The organism is Alcaligenes sp. RM2, from assembly GCF_052931795.1.
In genome coordinates this window covers 1360136-1375736 of the sequence record NZ_JBRFIO010000001.1, presented here as the reverse complement: position 1 = coordinate 1375736, position 15601 = coordinate 1360136, and the positions used below count along the sequence as shown (strand labels likewise).

14 protein-coding genes are annotated in these 15601 nt (G+C 56.5%); 6 read left to right on the top strand and 8 right to left on the bottom strand.

All coding sequences use genetic code 11. The features are described from left to right. The first annotated feature begins 60 nt into the window (after positions 1-60). Complete coding sequence (gene sorT, locus ACU6HM_RS06435; RefSeq protein WP_250757049.1) at positions 61-1281, top strand: SorT family sulfite dehydrogenase catalytic subunit; 1221 nt, start codon at positions 61-63, stop codon at positions 1279-1281. A 53-nt stretch (positions 1282-1334) separates the two neighbouring features. Next, positions 1335-1643 carry a SorU family sulfite dehydrogenase c-type cytochrome subunit gene (gene sorU / locus ACU6HM_RS06430; protein ID WP_250757050.1) on the top strand — a complete coding sequence of 103 codons (309 nt, stop codon included), beginning with the start codon at positions 1335-1337 and terminating at the stop codon, positions 1641-1643. Positions 1644-1675: 32 nt separating this feature from the next. Here the strand turns inward: sorU and ACU6HM_RS06425 are convergent, their stop codons facing one another. The 3 genes from ACU6HM_RS06425 to ACU6HM_RS06415 all read right to left on the bottom strand — a co-directional run bounded on the left by ACU6HM_RS06425 (position 1676) and on the right by ACU6HM_RS06415 (position 4740). Beyond that, positions 1676-3568 carry an alkaline phosphatase D family protein gene (locus tag ACU6HM_RS06425; protein WP_250757051.1) on the bottom strand — a complete coding sequence of 631 codons (1893 nt, stop codon included), beginning with the start codon at positions 3566-3568 and terminating at the stop codon, positions 1676-1678. Positions 3569-3691: 123 nt separating this feature from the next. Further along, on the bottom strand, positions 3692-4069 hold the full coding sequence (locus ACU6HM_RS06420; protein ID WP_446763532.1) for a hypothetical protein: 378 nt from the start codon (positions 4067-4069) through the stop codon (positions 3692-3694). Between the two features lie 23 nt (positions 4070-4092). After that, positions 4093-4740 carry a TetR/AcrR family transcriptional regulator C-terminal domain-containing protein gene (locus ACU6HM_RS06415; protein WP_446763531.1) on the bottom strand — a complete coding sequence of 216 codons (648 nt, stop codon included), beginning with the start codon at positions 4738-4740 and terminating at the stop codon, positions 4093-4095. A gap of 98 nt (positions 4741-4838) precedes the next feature. On the opposite strand from ACU6HM_RS06415, the gene ACU6HM_RS06410 reads away from it, so the two are divergent. The 3 genes from ACU6HM_RS06410 to ACU6HM_RS06400 are packed head-to-tail and all read left to right on the top strand — an operon-like array spanning position 4839 to position 7833. Continuing rightward, entirely contained in the window at positions 4839-5981 is a 1143-nt protein-coding gene (locus tag ACU6HM_RS06410; protein ID WP_060185989.1) for an HlyD family secretion protein, read from the top strand. A 2-nt stretch (positions 5982-5983) separates the two neighbouring features. Then, positions 5984-7510 carry an MFS transporter gene (locus ACU6HM_RS06405; protein WP_137430895.1) on the top strand — a complete coding sequence of 509 codons (1527 nt, stop codon included), beginning with the start codon at positions 5984-5986 and terminating at the stop codon, positions 7508-7510. Between the two features lie 41 nt (positions 7511-7551). Beyond that, entirely contained in the window at positions 7552-7833 is a 282-nt protein-coding gene (locus tag ACU6HM_RS06400) for a DUF4148 domain-containing protein (protein WP_446763530.1), read from the top strand. A 117-nt stretch (positions 7834-7950) separates the two neighbouring features. Here the strand turns inward: ACU6HM_RS06400 and ACU6HM_RS06395 are convergent, their stop codons facing one another. Continuing rightward, positions 7951-9072 (bottom strand): MFS transporter, encoded by a 1122-nt coding sequence (locus tag ACU6HM_RS06395; RefSeq protein ID WP_446763529.1) that lies wholly within the window; start codon positions 9070-9072, stop codon positions 7951-7953. Positions 9073-9082: 10 nt separating this feature from the next. Between ACU6HM_RS06395 and ACU6HM_RS06390 the strand changes: the two genes are divergently transcribed. Continuing rightward, positions 9083-9634 (top strand): TetR/AcrR family transcriptional regulator, encoded by a 552-nt coding sequence (locus ACU6HM_RS06390; protein WP_254499451.1) that lies wholly within the window; start codon positions 9083-9085, stop codon positions 9632-9634. A 364-nt stretch (positions 9635-9998) separates the two neighbouring features. On the opposite strand, the gene ACU6HM_RS06385 is transcribed toward ACU6HM_RS06390, so the two are convergent. The 4 genes from ACU6HM_RS06385 to dapD are packed head-to-tail and all read right to left on the bottom strand — an operon-like array spanning position 9999 to position 14795. Beyond that, on the bottom strand, positions 9999-11924 hold the full coding sequence (locus ACU6HM_RS06385; protein WP_446763528.1) for an ATP-binding cassette domain-containing protein: 1926 nt from the start codon (positions 11922-11924) through the stop codon (positions 9999-10001). Beyond that, positions 11921-12844, bottom strand: a complete 924-nt coding sequence (prmB, locus tag ACU6HM_RS06380; protein WP_446763527.1) for a 50S ribosomal protein L3 N(5)-glutamine methyltransferase — start codon at positions 12842-12844, stop codon at positions 11921-11923. Before prmB ends, ACU6HM_RS06385 begins: the two co-directional genes overlap by 4 nt. Continuing rightward, positions 12838-13974 (bottom strand): succinyl-diaminopimelate desuccinylase, encoded by a 1137-nt coding sequence (gene dapE / locus ACU6HM_RS06375; protein WP_083053746.1) that lies wholly within the window; start codon positions 13972-13974, stop codon positions 12838-12840. The genes prmB and dapE overlap by 7 nt, the downstream gene beginning before the upstream one ends. 2 nt (positions 13975-13976) lie before the next feature. After that, positions 13977-14795 carry a 2,3,4,5-tetrahydropyridine-2,6-dicarboxylate N-succinyltransferase gene (gene dapD, locus ACU6HM_RS06370; RefSeq protein ID WP_026482863.1) on the bottom strand — a complete coding sequence of 273 codons (819 nt, stop codon included), beginning with the start codon at positions 14793-14795 and terminating at the stop codon, positions 13977-13979. Positions 14796-15601: the final 806 nt, after the last annotated feature.

The window sequence follows — 15601 nt, the reverse complement described above, 5'->3', positions numbered from 1 at the left end:
TGCCCCCATAAAATCGAAGCCTAAATTAATTACAAATAACAAACACACATGGAGGCGATCATGGAACCTAGCAATCTCTCGCGCCGGCGCATGCTTTTGTCCACGGGCGGAGTCATGGCTTTGGCGGGAACGGCAAGCCTGACACCCTTGTCAGCGGCACTGGCTCAGGAAAAGGCAAAAACGCAGGCCAAAACCTTGCCAGCCTATGCATCCTGGAAACATGCCGACAGCTTGATCGTGCACAGTGCCAACACTATTGAAACCAAACGCAGCGCTTTTGGCTCGGGTTTGATCACGCCGCTGGATCGCTTGTTCGTGCGTAATAACGTCGCTCCCCCGTCCGAACAGATCGTTGCTGATCCGGACGCCTGGGTGCTGTCGATCAAGGGTGTGAAGAAACCGAAAGACATGAGCGTCGCCGAGCTGAAACGCCTGGGTTTGGTGGCTGTGCCCATGGTGCTGCAGTGTTCGGGTAATGGTCGTGCTTTTTTCCCTGAAAAACCCAGTGGTACTCAGTGGACGGTAGGTGCAGCTGGCTGTGTGGTCTTTACCGGCGTGCCGATCAAGGCCGTGCTGGAGGCTGTGGGCGGCATGGAGGAGGGCGCCAAGTACATGACCGGTCAGGGCGGCGAGGAAATTCCTCAGGGGCTGGACCCGAACACCATTATGGTAGAGCGTTCGATTCCCCTGGAAGCCATTGATGACGCTATCTTGGCCTGGGAAATCAATGGTCAACCCATCCCCTTGGCTCACGGCGGCCCCTTGCGCTTGATCGTGCCGGGTTACACCGGGGTCAATAACGTCAAGTACATCAAGCAACTGGCGTTTACCAAGGAGCAGTCTGCTGCCAACATTCAGCAAAACAGCTACCGTTTGGCGCCTGTGGGTGAAAAGTCCAACCCCAATCAGGAGTCGGTTTGGGAAATGCCCGTCAAGTCCTGGGTGACCAGTCCTAGTGGTGAGCCTGGCGAAGAACTCAAGGCCGGCAAGGTGCAGATCCAGGGCTTGGCTTTTGGAGGCATGTCGGCAGCCAAAGAAGTGGAAGTGTCCGTGGATGGTGGCAAGAACTGGGTGAAAGCGACGTTTGTAGGCCCTGATCTGGGCAAGTATGCGTGGCGTCAGTTCGTTGCAGGCGTGGATTTGAAACCAGGCAAGTACGAGATTGCCAGTCGCGCTACCAGTGAGGCAGGCACGGTACAGCCTGAAGAGCGCGTACCTAATAACCGCGGCTATTTGAATAACAGCTGGCGCGACCACATGTTGGCTGTCACGGTCGTTTAAGTCTTGAATGTTGTACCCGCCCCGTCAGCTCGGGGCGGCTATGGAAGGGAATCATGAAGAAATATCTAGTTGCTGCAGTATCTGTATTTGTTTTTAGTACTCAAGCCTACGCTCAGGAGCAAGGCAGGGAACTGTTTCTGACAGGTGCCAAACCTATTGCCTGTGCGGTCTGTCATGCCTTGGCTGATGCTGGTTCAGCCGGGGCAATTGGTCCGGATCTGGATGAACTCAAGCCAGGCAAGGAACAGATCCTGAAGGTCATGAAAGAAGGCATGGGCGCCATGCCTTCTTTTGCACAAACCATGAGTGACGAAGAGCGTGATGCTGTCGCCACCTATGTCAGCTCTGTAGCGGGTCAGTAAGTTCCACCTGCTGTAGCCAGACGCTAGCCGCCTTACCCTTTCTTCTCCTGATCCGGAGGCAGAAATTCGGTAGGCGGCTTTTTATTGGCATTGTGATGCAGGATGCGGGCGGGGCGACCTTCCTCATCCAGCCAGATCTGGCCGATTCCGGAACCATTCCATACCCGTTCCCCCTGTTTGCGCTGATCCGGCAGACGCGGGCTGATGCTCAGGTCACGGCGTTGCGTAAACCAGTTCAGAGGGGATCGCGGCGAGTAGAGCCAGCGGTTCAGCCGATCCAGCCAGTTCAATAAAGCTTCCGGAAATTCGTTCTTGATGCCGCTGCTGGTGACTTGCCAGATATGTGGAATGTGCCCGCTATGGCGTACCTGTACATCGTAGACAAAGGAATAGTGCACATCGCCGGACAGAATCACATAGTTTCCGGGCGTGCGTGAATGCCTGAAGATGTTCAGCATGGTGTTGGCAGCCCCTCGGTGGGCCATCCAGTTCTCGGCGTCTACCGTCAGAGCAAAACCCGCGTACGTGCAGATGCTTTGTATGACTTCGATCAGCTTGACGCCAAACATGGGCGTGGGCGACACAATGATGGCGGCACGTTCATCCAGCAGTTCGTGCTGGAGCTCGGTCAAAGACTCCCAATCCATCAGTCCGGACGGGCGACTGGGCAAACGGCGCTTATGCCAGCGGCGTGTGCGTGTATCCAGCACGATCAGGGTAGGCTGGGTGCGCAGCACATAGTCCCATTGGCGAAACTCCAGCAGTTCCTTGATCAGCGCATCTTGAGTCTCATGTTCAAGACGCTGATATTCATCCGGCTGGCTGGTCCAGGCGGTCACCGTGTCCAATACCGACTCAAACACCTCGGGCCGGTTGCCCCAACCCTGACACAACATATAGGCGATCAGGGCATTGCCTACGATCTGCCGTGAAAAAGGATGGCCATAGGCGACGCTTTCCCATTTGGCGGACAGATTCCAGTCATCGGTGATGTCGTGGTCGTCGAAAATCATCAAGGTTTGCACGTGGGCCAAAAGGCGTGCTGCTTGGGGCAGGTCCTGACGGAAACCTTCCAATGCCAGTGACTCGCGTTGCCAGCGTTGCTGATGCTTGGGCTCCAATTGAGGAGGCTCAGGCTCGGGAATGATTTGCCATGGGATGGGGGACCAAACCAGCAAATACATGGCCATGACTTCGGCCAGCGTGACCAAGTGATTGTGTGCGTTGGCAGTGGTGAAAATCGGTTTTTCCACACCACCAAAAAAGCGCTCGCGCAGATCTTCGTTGGATTTGAAGGCAGGCAGCAAATCCGCACGTCGGTAGTAGCTGGCGGGGTGCCGGTAAAGCGATTCACTATCCGAGACGACGGCGCCTTCCAGATATTCCCCATACAAGCCTAGCCGCTCAATCAAGGCATGAATGGCCGCCAGCATGGGGCCGGCCACATCGTCGGCGTAAACCTGGTCTCCGGACAGCATCAGCAAGGCAGGCCGGGCATGGGCTTGGGTAATGTGCTCACTCAAGACTGTGTCGGCCTGAGCCAAACCATCGCGCGAGGCGTGATGAGGCTTGCGGCACGAGCCAAACATCAGATTGTCAGCGCGGCTGGCCAGCACAAAGCTGGGCCGGGTTTGACCCTGGTGCAGCAGATGGGGAGCCCAATCAGCAATCCCTTGCTCCGGTCCACCTTCGATTGAGGCGAGCAAATCGTAGTGAACAAGCGTGTCTTGGGGCAGGGCTGTAGTTAGTGGTACATCCAGAAAGTGGATAAAGGCCTGCTTGCCCAACTGTACGATGCGACAGTGCTCGCTACTGAGCGAAATACGCTGGGGAGCGGCACCCTCTGCTTGCAGGACCAGGTCCAGGCTCAAGGCCGAGCTGCCAACCAGCCATAGCACCAGGCGCTGGGAATCGAGGCGACGCAAAATAGGGCCTGCCAGTACAGGCGGTAGTGTGGGGAGATGTGGGGAGAGACTCAAACGGGTGACAGTCAAAATCAGAAAAGATAATGGACAGTGTAGGGCCTATAAAGTTGCAACTCGTACTGCTTAGCTGTCTGCCACTTCCGGGCTGGCAGCCAGAAAAGCGGTAATTTGCGCGTCCAGATCGTCCTCATGCACCACGCGGACTGGAAAGCCGAATTTTTCGCTCAAAGGGGCGACAAAGGCATTCAAGGAAAAGGCCATCAAGGCATTGCTGACAACTACCAGGCTGGCGGCACAGGACACGCTCAGACGGCTGCGGTTGGCCTTGATCCATTGCGAGAACTCCTCCTTGTCCGTGCCTTCCTCTGCACCAGGCAGCTCGCGGGTCAGCAAGACAAAGCGTTGTCCTTGCTCCAGCAAGGCTTCCAGTTCCGCTTTCCAATTGGATGGGGCGCTGTTCGAGATCCAGATACGGGGGAATTCCTGTGTAGCAACGTGCATGTGCGGGTCCTGAGAATGTCTGTTTATGATTTGTTTTGAATGCGCTGCTTTGTACCATCAATCAACAGGTTCAGGCCAGTGATAAAACGGCCCGTAAAGTCATCGGAAAAAATCGCCTCACGTGCCTGCCAGTTGCTGGGGTACTTTTCTTGAGCCAATTCTAAAAAAGCCTGTTTGCGTAAAGACAGGTCCAATGTGCTGCCAGGCCCCAGAGCCTGTTCTTCCATGACAAAACCCAGAATGTAGTAAATCAGGCTAAAGCTGGCCTCGGCAGCAAATTGGCTGTCTGCGCCTGCCTGCATGAAAGCGGACAAAAAGGCTTCGCTGGTGCGCAGCACATTGTCGGTGACTACATAGGTACCCGCAAAGACTCGAGCGCCGTCTCGTCTTTGCAACAGGGCCTGCCGGAACTCCAGACCCAGATGCCGAACTTGTTCATCCCAGGCTTGGTTGCTTGGGCTGTGTCGCGCCACGTTTTCTACCAACGCGTCAGCCATGCCATCAATCAAGGCTTGCTTGGCATTGAAATGCCAATACAGCGAGGGGGCCTGGATATTCAGGGCCTGAGCCAGTTTGCGCAAAGTCAGGCCTTCCAGCCCCTCCTGGTCCAGCAAGTCCAGCGCTGTCTGGATGATGTATTCACGTTGAATACGGGGCGCTTTTGTTGCCATGTTCTCTCCGATATTTGCAACCTAACGATGTTAGTGTATCATTCGCTCATAGACTAACAGTGTTAGTTTGTGATTTTTGATTGAGCAGGGATACGGTTATGAGCACCTCAACAACTTCAACGGAACGCAAAGCGCTGGGCCTGCGGCTGGCTCCTTGGCTGGGCTGCCTGGCCATGATTGGGCTGCTGATTCTGGCGACCACGCAGTGGAACGAGTGGACCAGTAGCCGCCGTATACAGAGCACTCAGAATGCTTACGTGAAATCCGACTTTGCGGTGCTCAGTGCCAAGGTTTCGGGCTACGTGAAAGCCTTGCCCTTGGGGGATTATGAGCAGGTCAAGGCGGGGGATCTGATTGCGCAGATTGATCCGGCCGATTACGAGCTTGCCGTGGCGGCAGCGCGGGCGGAACAGTCCAAGGCGCAGGCCCATCTGGACAATCTGGACGGTGAAATTGCACAGCAACAGGCGCGTATTAAAGAGGCGCAAGCCAAGCTGCGCTCCGTGCAGGTGCGCGTGCGGCAATATCGTAATAATCCTTCGCGTCAGGCAAGGCTGGTCAAGGAAGGTGCCTTGTCACGGCAAGGCTATGAAAACGCCCAGGCCGATCTGGATGAGGCAATCAGCCAAGGGGAGGCCGCTACCGCACAAGTGGAGCTGGCGAAAAACTCCCTGAAGGTTCTGCAGGGGCAGCGTGCGATTCGTACCGCTGATTTGAAATCGGCTGAAGCTGCCTTGGAGTCTGCTCGTCGCAATTTGGGCTATACGCGGATTGTGGCCCCTTTTGACGGGGTCTTGAACAAGCGTCATGTGCAAGTAGGCAGCTTGTTGAACCAGGGCACGCAGATTGTTTCCATCGTCCCCCTGGAGCAGGCCTACGTCATTGCAAACTACAAGGAAACGCAGCTTGCGCATGTGCAGCCTGGGCAGCCGGTGGAGTTGACCGTGGATGGCTTGCCCGGTGGCAGTTGGCGGGGGCGCGTAGTAGAGATTGCACCCATGAGCGGGGCCGAGTCTTCCTTATTGCCTGCCGATAACGCCTCCGGGAATTTCACCAAAGTGGTGCAGCGCATACCGGTGCGTATTGAGCTGGAGCCGGGCCAGGCACAGTTGGAGCGTCTGCGCCCCGGTATGTCGGCACAGGCCAGAATCGACACGGCGGGTTCCCACGTCGCGGCATATGACATGCCGGGTTTGAAACAGACTCGTCAACTGGCCGTCGTTCGGGCTCAGGAGGGCTGACCATGCCGTTCTCCAGGCTGATGGCTAATACGCAAACCGCACGCCCCATCCTGACCGTGATGGCGATCTTCCTGGGCGCGGTCTTGACCACCGTGCAAGGGCGTCTGTTTTCCGCTGCCTTGCCGGACTTGCGCGGCCAGTTTGGCTTGGATGTGCTGGAGGCGGCCTGGTTGGGAACGGCCTTGAATGCGGCGCAGTTGATCTCCATGCCGATTGCGCCCTGGCTGGCAACCGTAATCGGGCCGACCCGGGTACTGCTGGTGCCCAGCCTGCTGTTGGGCTTGGCCGCCTTTTTGATCCCTTTCTTTGCCCATCATTACCCCGTCTTGTTGAGCCTGCACGGACTGGCCGGACTTTGTCTGGGGATTTACCTGCCACTGACGATGTCCCTGGCTTTGCGCAGTGTGCACCCTCGGCTTTGGCTGGCTGTTATGGCAGCGTACAGCTTGCGTGTTTCAACCGGCATGGATGCGGGCTATGGCACATCCGGTTTTTTACTGGAGGAGTTCAGTTGGCATTGGGTGTATTGGCCCACTGCTTTTGTGGGGCCAGTGATTGCGTTTCTGGCCTGGAAAGCCATGCCGTTGACGCCTATAGATCGCGACCAATTGCAAAACGCCGATTGGGGCGGGATGGCCTTGTTTTGTACGGGTTTGGTGCTGGCCTTTGTCGGGATAGAGTCCGCGGAACGGCTGGGCTGGACTGATTCCGGTCTGGTTGTTTCTGCTCTGCTCGGTGGCGTGGTGCTTGTGGTGGCCGCCATAGGACGTGGCATGCGCAGGCAGAACTCCTTTGCCAGCCTGATGGCTTTGAGCAATCGAAATATCCGTGTGTGCCTGATTATTGCCTGCCTGTTCGGCGTGCTGATGACACCGACGTCTTTGCTGATTCCCAGCTTTCTGACCCAGATGGGGGACTTGAAACCCCTGCAAGCGGGTGCTGCCACCTGGATTGCGTTTGGGGCTTACCTGGCCTCGACTCCGCTGGCGATCTATCTGGCTCGACGTCTTGAGCCACGCCTGATGATGATTCTCGGTCTAAGCATCATCGCCTTCACCGCCTGGCTGGGAACTCATATTAGCCACGACTGGCGTGTGGAGCAGTTTGTTTCGATCCTGATTTTGCAGTCTGTGGGCGAGAGCACCATGTTGATCGGGTTGATTGCTGCTTTTGTGACCAATCTGAATCCTCAACATGGAGTGGCTTTGGGTGTGTATGTCCCCATTGCTCGTGTCTTTACGCCCGTTGCCGCCGCCACGCTGGTGTCTACCTGGCTGCGCATGGCAGGCGATATCAGCCGCAGCAGTCTGAGTAGCCATCTTGTAGAGGGTGACCCTCTGGTTATGGAGAGGGCTTCGGACGGCGTGGCCGCCTTGGCTCGCGTTCTGGCTCGTGAATCGCAGGTCGCTGCGCAGATCAGCGCCTACAACCTGGTGTTTTGGTGCAGCTTGCTGGCCTTGTGTCTGGCCGTGCTGTTGCGTTCTTCACCCCCCAATCCCATTGCGCCTCCCTTTGCTCGACCTGTTTAGGTCCTGGCGGAGAGGCGGTTTTTTTATCAAGGAGATTCATTATGAAATTAGGTTTTTGGACAGTGGCTTGCACGGCTTTGATCGCTTCAAGCGCTGCTTGGGCGGCTGACGGAACTGCACAGGTGCAGGGCCAGAGCTACAGCAAAAGTCGCGCTCAGGTGGTTCAGGAGTTGCAAGAGGCTCAACAAGCCGGTTTGCTGGATTTTGCAGACGACGAATATCCAGTCTTGCCTGCGGGCAGTGTTCATAAGACGCGTCAGCAGGTTGTGCAGGAGCTGGAACAAGCCAGAAAACAGGGCCGCCTTTTGTATGTAGCCCCATAAGGCTGTCTTGAGCTGCCTTTGCGGTATTTTGTTTAAGGTTTAAAAAGGGACTGAGACTGCCTAACGGCAAGCTCAGTCCCTTTTGCTTTTATGAAATTGCTTTTGCGGGAACGGGTTTCAAACCTGGGCTATAGGATGACGCATCAAACGCAGCGCCACCAGTACAGACAAGCTAACGACCACTGCACTGAACAGATAAATCGCTTCCAGCCCCCAGGTTCCTGCGACTGCGCCCAGGGCAGGGCCGGTGATGCCCAAAGAAATGTCCAGAAAGGCGACATAGGCGCCCATGGCGACACCTCGGCTTTCGGGTGGTGCGCGGCGTACGGCCTCGACACCAAAACCAGGAAAGGCCAGGGAATAGCCCCATCCGGTCAAGGCTGCACCCAGGTACGCAATGGCAGGGCTGTGGGCACCCCAGATCAGCAAGAGACCCACTGCTTCCACCAGCACGCACAGCAAAGCGACGCGTGCCCCGCCCAGCTTGTCAGGTAGATGACCAAAGAACATGCGCGCAGCAATGAAGGCAAGCCCAAAGGCAGTGAATGCCAGCGAAGCATTGCCCCAGTTGCGATCAGCAAAGAGCAGGGCAATAAAGGCGGTCAGACTGCCAAAACCGACACTGCACAGCAACAAGCCCATACCGGCGCCCCAGACCAATCCCAGGACTTGGTAGAAAGGGGTACGACGCAGCGCAGTGGGGGCGGTGGCGCGGGTCTTAAGCAGCATCACCAGGGAAATCAAAGGCAACAGCGTGACGGCGACGGCGATACCGTTAAAACCGTACTCCTGGCTCACCACAACACCCAGAGGGGCGCCGACGGCGTAGGCGCCGTACATGGCCACACCCACCCAGGCCATGACTTTGCCTGCATTTTGCGGGCCAACCAGGCCGATGCCCCAGCTCAAGGCACCCGTCACAATCAGGCTTTCACTGCAGCCCAGCAAGATACGGCCAATCACCAGCACCCAGACCGATAGGGTTGGTGTGCTGACAAAGCTCAACGAAGCCAGATAGGCCAGGCCGGACAAGCACATCACCATCAAGCCCAGCATGACGGCGTGCTTGGAGCCTTGTGTATCAGCCAGATTCCCGGCCCAGGCACGGGAGAGCAAAGCGGCTGCGAATTGAACACCGATAACCAGGCCCACGACCAGCGTACTCATCTCCAGCACATTGTGTACATGCAAGGGCAGTACGGGCAGGGGCAGCCCGATACTTAGAAAACTGACGAACACGGCTCGCGTTTTGTCCGAGCGTGGCTATGCCGGCAACAATACCAATGTGGTCGCGGAGGTGGCTGGAGTCAGCGTGGGCTCGGTGTATCAGTACTTCCCGAATAAGGACTCACTGATTGCCGCCTTGCATGAACACCATGCTTTGCAAATGAACCAGGCTATGGAAAGCAGTCTGGCCGATACGCAGTCCCTGGGGTTGCGGGGGCGTTTGAGTGATCTGGTCAAAGCCTGGTTGGCCGCGCATCGGGTGGACCCGGAATTGCATCGGGTACTGGAAAAGGATTTTCCTTTCTTTGATGCGCCAGCCAGCGAGAGCCAGGCTGATCAAAGTATTCGTGACCGCATTCGTCAACTGCTGGAAGAGCACCGCAGCGAGGTTGCCCCGCAGGATCTGGATTTAGCCACCTGGGTAGTAATGCAAAGTCTGGAGTCCCTGATTCATGGTGCGATCATTCCGCCCGGTGTGCCGTATCCACCGGAGCAGGTGGAAGAGGCCATTGTGGACTTGCTGTGTGGATATTTGGGCTGTGCGAGCCGTGGCAATGGGGGTGAAGGGAGCTGAGTTGTCGAGCCGGTTCTCAAGTGAGTTTTGGCTCACATGAGTTTGTTGTTGTTGTTGTTGTTGTTGTTGTTGTTGTTGTTGTTGTTGTTGTTGTTGTTGTTGTTTGCTAGCCGGACTCACCTTGGCTAAACGTATGCGCTGAATGGCATACAGCAAAACGAAGAACGAGATGACATAGCCAAGTTTACGAGTGTATAGATCCTCTGCTCATAGTCCTGGCTCAGATACCCAGGAGTCAGCAAACTCGTAAGGCTTCGATGTGCGTTTTGCAGACCATCAAGAGCTTTCAGCAAAAAGGCGCCAATCCTTGTGGATATGGCGCCTTCTTTTTCAGGAGTTCACGAGCGGAACGGAGTCGATAGGCCTAGACCTGTCGCCCGATTTCTTCCATTGCTTCCTGAATTTCCAACCACTCTTCTTCCAGCGTTTGATGCGTCTTGGTGAGCTCACCATGTTCGGTCATCAAGGCGGGGCGTTGGTCCTTGTAGCTGTCGGAGTAAAAGTCGGGGTCTTGCATCAAGGTATCCAGTTCCTGCAAACGCAGCTGAGCTTTCTCCATGGCTGACTCCACTTTCTTCAAGCGGCTTTCCAGTGGCTTGCGTTGTTGGGCCTGCCGTTGACGCAGTTCGGCTTCCTGACGGCGTTGAGTCTTTCGGTCTGTGCCTTCAGCACCTGTATCCGCACGCGCTTCCTGGCGAGCTTCCGAGCGCGATTGCGCGCTGCGGGCCAGTAGCCAGTCGCGGTAGTCTTCCAGGTCGCCATCAAACTCCTGAACCTGGCCATCGGCCACGATCCAGAAAGAATCAACGGTAGAACGCAGCAAATGGCGATCGTGCGATACCAGCAGCACGCTGCCACCGTAATCAGCCAAGGCTGTCGCCAGGGCCTCACGGGTCTCCACGTCCAAGTGGTTGGTTGGCTCGTCCAGCAGGAGCAGGTTGGGCTTTTGCCAAACAATCAGGGACAGGGCCAGACGTGCCTTTTCGCCACCGGAGAAGGGGGCAGTCAGGCTGGTGACCATATCACCGCTGAAACCGAAGGAGCCCAGGTAATTACGCAGTTCCTGCTCGCGGACATCCGGAGCCAGACGCGCCAGATGTTGCAGGGGAGTGGAGTCCGGGTCAATGGAGTCCAACTGGTGCTGGGCAAAGTAGCCGATTACCAGGCCTTTGGATTCCAGGCGTTCGCCTTTGATAGGTTCCAGCTTGCCAGCCAGGGTTTTGACCAGTGTGGATTTACCCGCACCGTTCATCCCCAAAATACCCACACGGGCACCGCCGCGAACCATCAGACGGACCTGGCTCAAAATGGTCTTGTCCTGACCGGGGTAACCCAGATCGGCTTGATCCAATGTCAGCAAGGGATCGGGTGTGTATTCGGGCGAGGGCAGGCGAATGGAAACGCTTGAGTCGTCGCGCAAGAGCGTCACGGTCTGCATGCGGGCCAACGCCTTGACGCGGCTTTGTGCCTGTTTGGCCTTGGTGGCCTGGGCCTTGAAGCGATCAATAAAGCTTTGTAGACGCGCGGCTTCACGGGTTTGACGCTCGTAGGCGATCTGGCTTTGTTGAACGCGCTCGGCACGTTGCACCAGAAAGTCGTTGTAGCCGCCTTTGTAGCGAACCAGCTTGCCTTGATCCACGTGCAGAATCGAACGGGCCACGGCATCCAGAAACTCGGTGTCGTGCGAAATCAGCAGGACCGTGCCGGGGTAGGAACTCAACCAGCGCTCCAGCCAGAGCATGGCGTCCAGATCCAGGTGGTTGGTCGGTTCGTCCAGTAAGAGCAGGTCCGAAGGGGCCATCAGGGCACGGGCCAGGGACAGGCGCATTTGCCAGCCACCGGAGAACTCGCGCACGGGCAGCATCCACTGATCGGGGCGGAAACCCAGACCGGCCAGCAGTTGCTCGGCACGCGAGGGGGCGGACCAGGCATCGGCTTCGATCAGGGCGTTTTCCAGTTCGGCAATGGCTTGGCCATCGCTGTCGGGCGTATTGGCACGTTTTTCCTGCAAGGCACGCAAGCGCTCGTCGCCATCGATAACAAATTCGCGGGCAGGGCGGTCACGGTCTGGAATGGTTTGGCGCACACTGGCCACTTCCCAGACTTCGGGGATGCTCAGGTCACCCCCGTCCAGATCCAGCTCGCCTTGCAGCAAGGCAAACAGCGAGGATTTACCCGCACCGTTCTTGCCCACAATGCCCAGGCGCTCGCCCGGGTTGACGATGAAGTCAGTATTGTCCAGCAGGACTTTGACGCCGCGACGCAGCGTAATTCCAGTTGCGCGTATCACAGAGCCAGTTGCTCCCGGCTTAACAAGAGAATCTGGTCTTCAGCGGTTTCCGTGCTCAGCCAGATCGGCTCCAGCTCCGGGAAAGCAGCGATGAAATTGTCGTACTCATTGCCGATTTCCAATACCAGCACACCTTCGGGCGCCAGGAAGTTGGGGGCCGCTTCCAGAATGCGACGCACCAGATCCATACCATCGTCGCCGCCAGCCAGGGCCAGTTGTGGCTCGTGCTGGTATTCCTTGGGCAGGTTTTGCATGGACTGCTCATTCACATACGGTGGGTTGCAAATGATCAGGTCGTAAGCGCTTGGCGGCAATTGATCCAGCAGATCGCTCTTGTACAAGCTCATGCGATCGTTCAGCTCGAAGGCATCGATGTTTGACTGGGCCACTTCCAGCGCGGCGTCGGACAGATCCACGGCATCGACCTGGGCTTGTGGGAAGGCCAGTGCCGTCAAAATAGCCAGACAGCCCGAGCCAGTGCACAAATCCAGGGCGTTGTAGATGGCATCGGGGTCCGCAATCCAGGGTTGCAACTGCTCTGCCAGCAATTCAGCAATGGGAGAGCGCGGCACGATGGTGTTGGCGGTGACGCGGAAGCGATGGCCTTGCAGCCAGGCTTCGCCAGTCAGGTAGGCGGCGGGCACGCGCTCGTTGCAGCGTCGTGCGACCAGGGCCAGATAGGCAGCGCGCTCGGACTCCAGCACGGTGGCATCCAGATACGGGTCCAGCGTGTCCAGGGGCAAATGCAGGGTGTGCAGCAGCAGATAGGCGGCCTCGTCCCAGGCATTGTCACTGCCATGGCCAAAGGCCAGCTGACAGCGGTTGAACTGACTGACGGACCAGCGCAACAAGTCACGCACGGTGCGCAGTTCCTGCTGGGCTTCCAGCAGGGAGGAATGATCGATGCAAGGGCTTAACAAAGCAGGGATTCCAATGTACGGCGATAAATGTTTTTAAGAGGCTCAAGATCAGCCACAGCAACGTGCTCATTGATTTGATGGATGCTGGCGTTGAGCGGGCCAAATTCGACCACTTGAGGGCAGATTTTAGCGATAAAGCGGCCATCCGAGGTGCCGCCTGTCGTGGACAGATCGGTTTCCACGCCGGTTTCGGTTTCAATGGCCTTGGCAAGAGCCTGGCTTAGCGGTCCGGCCTCTGTCAGGAAGGGCTCGCCACCCAGTGTCCATTCCAGTTGGAAGTCCACACGATGGCGGCGCAGGATGGATTCCACTTCGGCTTGCAGACCGGCAGGTGTCTGCTCGGTGGAGAAGCGGAAGTTGAAATGCACATCCAGCTGACCGGGGATCACATTACCCGCGCCAGTGCCGGCATGAATATTGGAAATCTGAAAGCTGGTGGGCGGGAAATCGATATTGCCGGCGTCCCACATGCGGTCTGTCAGTTCGTGCAGCGCAGGGGCGAATACATGCAGCGGGTTGATGGCCAATTGCGGGTACGCCACATGGCCTTGGCGACCCTTTACGATCAAGTGGCCGGACAGGGAGCCACGACGGCCATTTTTAATGGTGTCACCTAATTGGCGCGAGCAGGTAGGTTCGCCCACGATGCAGTAGTCCAGCTGTTCGCCACGTTCTTTCAGCACTCGGCAAACATGCACCGTGCCGTCGGTGGCCGGGCCTTCTTCATCCGACGTCAGCAGCAGGGCAATCGAGCCTTTGTGTTCAGGATGGGCCTGGGTAAATTCCTCAACTGCGTGGATGAAGGCCGCAATCGAGGCTTTCATATCCGCCGCACCACGGCCATACAGCTGACCGTCGCGCACCGTGGGTTCAAACGGGGGCGAGTCCCAGGCCGCTTCCGGCCCGGTGGGAACCACGTCTGTGTGACCGGCAAAAACAAACAAGGGCGCCTGGGTGCCACGGCGGGCCCACAGATTGGACACCGGGCCGCTGGGCAGATGTTCCAGGCTAAAGCCCGCTTGCTCCAGCCTTGCGCCCAGCCATTGCTGGCAGTGGGCGTCCTCAGGGGTGACCGAGGGGCGGGCAATCAGGGCTTTGAGGGTGTCTAGTACAGAATGGTCAGTGCTCATGTTCAGGCGCGAAGTAAATCATTAATACTGGTCTTGGCGCGGGTACGGGCATCCACACGCTTGACGATGATGGCGCAGGCCAGGCTGTAGAGCCCATCGGCCGAAGGCAGGGAACCAGGGACCACTACCGAACCGGCAGGGACACGGCCCTGGTAAATCTTGCCTGTTTCGCGCTCGTAAATTTTGGTGCTTTGCGACAGGAAGACGCCCATGGCCAGCACCGAGTTCTCTTCTACGATGACCCCTTCCACCACTTCGGAACGGGCACCGATGAAACAGTTGTCCTCAATGATAGTGGGGTTGGCCTGCAGAGGCTCCAATACCCCGCCAATACCGACGCCACCCGACAGGTGAACATGCTTGCCGATCTGGGCGCAGGAACCAACGGTGGCCCAGGTATCCACCATGGTGCCTTCACCGACATAAGCGCCGATGTTCACAAACGAGGGCATCAGCACGACATCGGGTGCTACATAGGCGCCTTGGCGTACCACAGCACCGGGAACGGCGCGAAAGCCTGCCTGGGCAAACGCAGCCTGGTCGTGCTGCTCGAATTTCAGAGGCACCTTGTCATAGAAGGGAGCGGGCTCGCTGGCCATGACGCGGTTTTCGTTGATCCTGAAGGACAGAAGAATCGCTTTCTTGACCCAGTCGTTGACCTGCCACTGTCCGTCGATTTTCTCCGCCACACGCAGGGAACCGTAATCCAGCTTTTCGATCACGGTATGGATGGCCGTGCGCAGTTCAATGCTGTGTTCTTGGGGGGAGAGGGAAGCTCGCTGTTCCCACGCCGATTCGATCAGACTTTGGAGGTCGCTCATAGGCTAGGCTCTGTGAATGCAGGCCGTCTTTGGCAGTATCGGGATACAGAAGGCGCATGATGCGCGGTTTACCACCGCAGCGGCCGAGCTTGAATGGAGGCAACAGGATAACCGAGTCTGCCCCTTCCATGCACGGTTTTGTGGCTTTCTTTGTCGCTTTTGAGGACAGATGCGTGTGGGATGCAGTCTGTCAGCAAGGCCAGGAAGGTGGTGTGTTGGCCAAGTGAACTTCATGTGCAGATGTGAATGCGGAGGCCTGCAATATCTGTGTTGGATTTTTTCTGTTTACTTTATTTCTGAAGTTGTTATTCTTTTTTCTTGTGGTTCGATAATTATTTTTCTACTTACCCTTATTTTTCTTATCGCAGCTATTTTGTTTATTTATTATTGCTGCTGCTCAATTCAATCAGCTACGTAATCAAGTATTTCAAGATAATAAAAAATAAGCATGTATTGCCATACAAGCTTTGAGTGAAATTCTTGGGCGAGGCCTGATTTGCGGGTGTGTGCTGCCTGATCGTATAGCCTGCTTCTTTCTCGCTTGTCTCTGTAGGGCTTATGTAAAAAGGGTTTAACCCTTTTTCGTCCAGGGTCATGAGTCTATCCATGTTGAGAATGAGGTGGCCTGCAGCCATGCGCTTTGATTCGGTTTCTCTTTTTACATTTTATAAAATTTATCGATTTTTTATCTGCCTAGAATGATCGTGAAGTGTTTTTTGCTGCATTCAGTTCTTGTTTTTCATTCAAACGGAGGGCTTATGCGATCGATCCTTTTATGGCTTCTGGGTGTTCCTATCCCTATCATC